Consider the following 6,798-nt stretch of genomic DNA (forward strand, 5'->3'; position numbering starts at 1 on the left):
TGTCTTTGTCTGCTATGTGTTTTGACCTCTCGCTTTCAAGCAATAGTCGAAAGAGCATTTTGACTATTTGCGGTTCACCGCCACATCGGCGGAAGCATCAACAGAACCTAAAGGCTACGGGGATACTCCTCTCCTTCTCTCTGACCCCATGTCGATCCACATCAATGAGACATTCTATACTTTTGTGCCATCAGGTGGCAGCCAATCCTCGAAAAGGGGAATGCCCGTCATCGAAATTGCCCAAGTTGCGAAATCCTATCCATCAAAAGGATTTCCTATTTGGAAGGCAAACGGAACCTGATCCGTGCGAATTCCACGGACTCCCATGTTACCGTGACTCATTGCAGCCAAGGGCGTTTCGGAAGCCTGGTAGAGTAGTAGAATCTAATGCGATCATGTGATCAGAGCCTGCTCCACTACGAAATCCTTGTGACACGTCTGATTTTGCGACTTGTGTCGTTGTTCTACAATTATTACGGGGAGCACTAAATAGTTTACACTGCGACATATTGAACGTGTTGGCCCTGAAAATATTTCTTGACGATGTTGGGTTGGCGTTGGCGACTCCAAATATAGCTTCTGGTGTTAGCGAGTAACTGCTTGAGGTGTCGTACTCGCTTTCGCCCCACGGCATTACTTTTGATCCAGCCGGCAACCTTTCCGGATCGATGAACCGGATGACCATCGACAATGAGAAACACCTTGCGTTTCCTCTGACGAAGCAGTCGACTTATTCCAAGTTGCAATCAAGATGACTGTCTGACCCGGAAGGGGCTGCCAACGATTTGAGGCGCACAAAACGAATAGCACCTGTCGATGAACCCCTTGGTTTGCGACGATACGTCCAGGAAGTAGACAGGCGAAGCAACAAGGAGAACGTCACATTCTCGCACGGCGTGTAGGACAGGAGTCAGACCATCCCGCTGAATGCATTCTGCGCGATCGGCCTTGCAGCGACCACATCCAAGGCATCCCCTGTAATTCAACTTACTGAGCCGGAAGCGCTCAATCTGAACTTCGAGTCGTTGCGCCTCATCGAGAAATGCTTAAGCAGGGTGTCGCTACAACCCCCTTGTCTGGGGCTTCCGAATACCGCTATAAGTTTCATTTTCCTTTAGGGCTATGCACTTGACTCAACCTACTCCAATCTGTAGTATTGGCGGTGATGATCGAAGATTATCCCCGCACACTTTTTGAACTGGAACGACGATTCGTGAGTGAACAAGCCTGTCGGCAGTACCTGTTTGACCTGCGCTGGGTTGAGGGCTTTGAGTGCCCACGGTGTGGTGGAAGGACGGCTTGGCCGACGAGTCGGGGGCTGTGGTTGTGTGTAGACTGTCGCCACCAAGCGTCGGTGACTGCCGGGACGATTTTTCAAGACAGTCATCTGCCTCTGACCACTTGGTTCCGGGCTATGTGGCACGTTACCAGCCAAAAGAACGGAGTCAGTGCTCTGGGATTGCAGAGAAATTTGGGGCTGGGCAGCTACAGGACCGCATGGGCCGTGTTGCACAAATTGAGGCGAGCCATGGTACGGCCGGGCCGGGACCGACTGCACGGGACCGTGGAGGGGGACAAAACTTACTGGGGCAGCGAGGAACAGGGCGTGATTGGCCGGCTGACGTACGAGAAGGCATTGATCATCGTGGCAGCGGAGGAAGACGGCAGGGGCATCGGCCGCATCCGTTTGCATCGTATTCCCGATTTGACCCAAGCCAGCCTCCATGGCTTCATTGCTCAGGCAATCGAGCCACACAGCACCGTTCGGACCGATGGTTTGAACGCTTACCTTGGGTTGGACGGCTATATCCACGATCGGCGTGTACAACGCCGTCAGCCCGAAGGCGAACGCCTGCTCCCCCGGGTGCACCGGGTAGTCTCGTTGCTGAAACGGTGGTTGCTGGGCACCCATCAGGGCGCCATTAGCCAGGAGCATCTCGACTACTACCTCGACGAATTCACGTTCAGGTTCAACCGGCGCAAATCGGCCTCCCGGGGAAAACTCTTCTATCGTCTGGTCCAGCAAGCCGTACAAGTGGAGCCGGTTACTTTCGCATCCATAATCAGACCACAACCCCTAGACTAGGTTGAGTCAAGTGTATAGCCCTATTTTCCTTTGAACACGACCTTCCCTTTCTTCAGGAATGCGTCGATGGCTGCATTGGCATCTTCAGTGGCAAGGGTCATGCCGACAGATCTGGCCTCAAGCTCCAACACGGACGCCATATCCATGGTCAATGATTGATAAATAGAAGCCTTCGCCAAGCCTATTGCCTTTGATGGGCCGTTGGCCAGTCTGGTTGCGAGTTCTCTGGCCGTGGCCTCCAGTTTGTCGGCCGGCACCACGTGATTGACCAGTCCGATTCTCTCCGCTTCAACAGCATTTATCGTCTTTCCGGTGAAGACCAGTTCGCAGGCCCGAGCAACACCGACCAGTCGGGTCAGGAAGTATATCCCGCCAGTGTCGGGATGGAATCCCAGAGAGATAAAGGCAGAGCAGAAGCTGGCGTTTTCGGCTGCAATGATGATGTCACAAGCCAGGGCGATATTTAGGCCCCCACCTATAGCAGGACCATTAACTGCCGCGATCAGCGGCTTAGGCAGGTTTCTCATGGCGGAGACCATCCTGGCCCCGTCATGGGCAAGACCCATGACCGTTATCGGGTCTCTCGATGACGCAAAGAGCTTGGGAACATCCCCTCCGGCACAAAACGCCCTGCCAGCGCCGGTGACGATGACGGCTCTGATTTCATCGTCCCTTTCCACCTCGCCCATTACCTTCGTCAAGTCAGACATCAGTTCGGGGCTCATGGTGTTCAGCTTTTCTGGTCGGTTGAGGGTAATTGTAGCCACCTTATCCTGTTTTTGCAGTAGAATGGTCTCATAATTCATGATTGCCTCCTTGAGTTAGATACTGTTCCCGATCTCGAAACCAGAAGCGATAGCACCTCTAATCCTCTTGACCGAATTCTCACCAGTGGCGTCGCCGATCAAGTAGACGGCAGGGATTTTCCCCTCCTGGCTGGCAAACAGCCCCGAATTTTTCTTGAGACCCAGTGCCAGTACGACCGTATCCGCCTCGAAGAAGTCTTCGCTGCCATCTGCCCGGATCACTCGGACACCTTTTTCTGTTATCTCCTTCACCTTGACCAGGGTCTCCATTTGGACCCCGCCTTCCTTCAGCATGGATAATTCTGTCCATCTGGAGACCGGACCGATGTCAGAGCCTAGGCGTTTGGATTCCTCCAGAATGGTTACCTTCTTTCCCTTCTCCATCAGCGTTAGTGCAAGCTCGCATCCTGCAAACTGCCCGCCGACGATAACCACCTTTTCCCCGATCGGGAAAGGCAATCCTATGGACTTCCTCATGAGTGATGGTTGACCGGCGGCATACTTCGCGACAAGAGTGCTGACTTTCCACGATAGGCCTTTCTGAGGCGGGATTCCGTTGATCAGATTCTTGATATCATGACCGGTGATTACATGGTTGCCCTGGACACCGGGCACTTCCGGAATGACGGCCTCACCACCGGGAGCTATGATGAGCACGTCCGACTTCATGCTTTCCAGCATATCGGGCGTTACCTCCGTTGCCAACCTCACATCAATAGGCAGGCTTTCGACCTGTCTGGTCATCCACCTGACCAGCTTCTCAACCTTGTCGTTCAAGACGGCTCCCAATATCATCAGGCCGCCCAGCCGTCGATCCTTCTCGAAGAGAGTCACTTTATGACCCCGGATTGCGGCTACCCTGGCTGCCTCCATGCCGGCAAGTCCGCCTCCAATGACGACCACTCGCTTGCTCTCCAAGGCAGGTTTTATTGGCTCTGCTCCCAGCTCAGCGTTCACGCTGCAAACCACGGAACTGCCCGACATCACGGTCTCGATGCACCGGCAACAGGCAATGCAATGGCGGATATCATCGATCCTGCCTTCTCTTGCTTTATTAGGGAATGCGGGATCGGCAAGCAGGGCACGCGCCATACCGACCATATCGGCCCTTCCTTTTGCTATTATCTCCTCGGCCAGCACAGCGTCATCGATTCTGTAGGCAGCAACCACCGGGAGACTGGTCACCTTTTTGACCTCCTCAGCCGCGTAAACGAAAGCCCCGGCCGGCACCCATTGCTGAATCATTGGCCTATTGGTTTCATGCCATCCTACCTGCACATTGAGGGCCGCAACCCCCGCTCTCTCCAAGACCGGCACCGTCTTTTTGGTGTCCTCCATGGTGTTGCCACCCTCCATAAACTCGTCGGCGGAAATGCGGCACATGAGGGGGAAATCGCTCCCGGCCTTCTTCTTTGCCGCGTCAATGATTTCAAGAAGGAATCGCCTCCTTTTCTCCGGGCTTCCGCCATAATCGTCGGTGCGTTTGTTGGAATACGGTGAAAGAAATCGATTAATGAAGTAGCCTATCCCGGCATGGAATTCCACAATATCGAATCCGGATTCTCGCGCCCTTCTGGCACCTTCTCCGAACTGCTCCACGATCTGGCCGATCTCATCGATTCTCAACTCCCGGACCGGACCAACGCCGGGACCTCCAGGTCCCTCAGAAGGTCCGACTGCTTCCAGAGGGGCATCCTTTCCGGACCTCCATTCATAGTTGAGGAGTATTTGGGCAGCTATTTTGGCGCCATGGTCATGCGCTGCCTGTGTCAGAGTTCTGAGGCCGGGGATGAATCTATCGTCCCAGATGCCGACCCCCATAGTGACAGCCGTATATTGAGGCTTGGTAAACTCGAAATCGGCCGGATAGCAGCATCCTAGAATAATCAAGGCCGTACCGCCTTCAGAGGCCGTCCTCACGAATCGGATCAGCCGGTCATTCACTCGGTAGTTCTCTCCCAGCCCAGTGCCCATGCCCTGCTGGATTATCCTGTTTCTCAGCTCCACATTCCCTATGTTGATCGGCTCAAACAGTCGGCTGAGCTTGCGCATTGCTTACCTCCTTTGCACACTGAGGCCGTTTAATTTTATATTCAGCCTCGATTTCGACCCATCTTGTAATGCCTTCACCCCCATGTATCCGGTAGAATCAACTCAGATTCAGTTTAGGGGGGAGAATCCTTCATGCGAACAGCCAATCAGCTCACCTTCACCACTTATGAGGCATCCCTTAAGCTCAAACCCAATGATCCGATCAAGATAATCTTCGATAAAATCGACTGGTCCTTTGTCCATCGCCTGGCCAGGGATAAGTACTCTCCTCAAGGAGCAGACGGCTATGATCCGCTCCCCTTGTTCAAGGCACAACTTTTGATCTATCTGGGCGAGGTGAAATCGGATCGGCATCTGGCGGCTACCCTGCGATATGATGCCAGACTCTGCCTCCTTTGCGGATTCAACTTCCTGAAGACGCCTTCCAACGGCACCTTCACCAATTTCCGAGATCGTCTGGGGGAAGATATCTTCTATGAGGCCCTTCATTGTTTGATTGCCCAGGCCATCACCTTAAAGGTTATCCAGGAAGGCCATACCGCCACCGATTCCACCCACTTATGGGCACATTCCAGCCGGTTCGGCAAAAAGACCTGCTGTGAACAAAGGGAAGTGCGATTGTCCCCGGAGCTATTCCGATTCCGATGCCCAATGGGGACACAAGACCAAGGAATATACTTTCTTCGGCTACAAGGTTCATCTCATCGTGGATGCCAAATCCCAATTGCCTCTGGAAGTGATCGTGACCCCGGGCAATGACAACGATTCCCCCTATGCTAACCCGCTCGCTCCTTAAGGGGGCCCGAGAGAAGCATCCCGACAACCCGATCGCTTCCAATGCCGCCGATTCCGGCTATGAGGAAATGGGGGTGGCTCCGATTATCGCCTTGAATCGGCGCAATGGACCGGATGCGCTTTCCGTCGGCGAACTCACCCTTTCATCGGATGGCCAATACACCTGCCTGGCGGGATTCCAAGTCGTCTACTGGGGAAAAGAGTCCCGGAGGAATCGCCTCAAGTTTCGCTGTCCGGCAGCTCTGGGCAAGCGCCGATGTCTCTTCCAATCGGCTTGTTCCTCCTCAAGCTACGGCAGAACCTTTTATCTTCACTCCAACCGGGAGTATCGTCTGGTCGGTCCTGGCCCCAGAGGAACCGCTCTCTGGCAAGAGAAATACACCGCCCGCACCAGCGTGGAGCGAGCCTATTCCGAAGAGAAGGATTCTCATCGTCTGGATAGCCCCAGGGTCAGAGGTTTGCCCAAGATCAAGATCCATGTCTACATGGCCTTATGCGGACAAGTGGCCAAAAAGATCGGGGCTGCAATCACTAAAGGGCTCATCAAGCCTCAACCATCGCCACACCCGATAAGAGCTTAGTTCAGCGTACAACGGATGCGTATGACATATTCAAGGGAGGATACTGCCCTGCAAGCTGATTATGCTGTTGTTAAAGTGCTCAAACCCTCAAAATCGAGGGCTTAACCTATGAGAAGGTCATCTGAAAGCTATCCCACTGATTTTGAAAACCGAGTGAACCTCCAACAAGAAAAATCTAATTGCCATTCTTAAACGGCCTCACACATAGATACCCACGCCTTTACAGGCGTGGTACTTGCGGGTTCAAGCGGAGCTTGTCCTGCTTCGCAGGAATCGGCTCTCACCCCCGCCTTCACAGGCGGGGAACTCCCGCTTGATTAGAATCATTTCTTCTTCAGCGGCTTCTCTTTAAAGGATGTGTTACCTAATTAACGCAAGTAGATTATTGACGTTCCCGTTGACATGGAAAGTCGCGAATAAACCCATCGTCAAGATCACCATCTCCAAAGACCTCGATACGGCTTTGGTTTTGCGCTTG

The 6,798-nt window shown here is 53.4% G+C and carries 5 protein-coding genes; 3 read left to right on the top strand and 2 right to left on the bottom strand.

Annotated elements, in window-relative coordinates:
- Nucleotides 1-1,165: 1,165 nt before the first annotated feature.
- Entirely contained in the window at nucleotides 1,166-2,086 is a 921-nt protein-coding gene (locus PHV74_14095; GenBank protein ID MDD5095487.1) for an IS1595 family transposase, read from the top strand.
- Nucleotides 2,087-2,106: 20 nt separating this feature from the next.
- Here the strand turns inward: PHV74_14095 and PHV74_14100 are convergent, their stop codons facing one another.
- Together PHV74_14100 and PHV74_14105 are read right to left on the bottom strand one after the other, a co-directional pair.
- Nucleotides 2,107-2,892 carry an enoyl-CoA hydratase/isomerase family protein gene (locus tag PHV74_14100; GenBank protein MDD5095488.1) on the bottom strand — a complete coding sequence of 262 codons (786 nt, stop codon included), beginning with the start codon at nucleotides 2,890-2,892 and terminating at the stop codon, nucleotides 2,107-2,109.
- 15 nt (nucleotides 2,893-2,907) lie between these two features.
- Nucleotides 2,908-4,944: an NAD(P)/FAD-dependent oxidoreductase gene (locus PHV74_14105; GenBank protein MDD5095489.1), complete on the bottom strand. Its 2,037-nt coding sequence runs from the start codon at nucleotides 4,942-4,944 to the stop codon at nucleotides 2,908-2,910.
- 132 nt (nucleotides 4,945-5,076) lie between these two features.
- Between PHV74_14105 and PHV74_14110 the strand changes: the two genes are divergently transcribed.
- On the top strand, nucleotides 5,077-5,703 hold the full coding sequence (locus tag PHV74_14110) for a transposase (protein MDD5095490.1): 627 nt from the start codon (nucleotides 5,077-5,079) through the stop codon (nucleotides 5,701-5,703).
- Nucleotides 5,700-6,320 (top strand): transposase, encoded by a 621-nt coding sequence (locus tag PHV74_14115; protein MDD5095491.1) that lies wholly within the window; start codon nucleotides 5,700-5,702, stop codon nucleotides 6,318-6,320. The genes PHV74_14110 and PHV74_14115 overlap by 4 nt, the downstream gene beginning before the upstream one ends.
- Nucleotides 6,321-6,798 lie beyond the last annotated feature (478 nt).

The organism is Dehalococcoidia bacterium (genome assembly GCA_028711995.1).
Lineage (GTDB): Bacteria > Chloroflexota > Dehalococcoidia > SZUA-161 > SpSt-899 > JAQTRE01.

Bases quoted from the DNA above. Each gene is read 5' to 3' on its own strand.
- PHV74_14095 (MDD5095487.1), top strand. From the start codon at position 1,166: ATGATCGAAGATTATCCCCGCACACTTTTTGAACTGGAACGACGATTC.
- PHV74_14100 (MDD5095488.1), bottom strand. From the start codon at position 2,892: ATGAATTATGAGACCATTCTACTGCAAAAACAGGATAAGGTGGCTACA.
- PHV74_14110 (MDD5095490.1), top strand. From the start codon at position 5,077: ATGCGAACAGCCAATCAGCTCACCTTCACCACTTATGAGGCATCCCTT.
- PHV74_14115 (MDD5095491.1), top strand. From the start codon at position 5,700: ATGACAACGATTCCCCCTATGCTAACCCGCTCGCTCCTTAAGGGGGCC.
- PHV74_14105 (MDD5095489.1), bottom strand. From the start codon at position 4,944: ATGCGCAAGCTCAGCCGACTGTTTGAGCCGATCAACATAGGGAATGTG.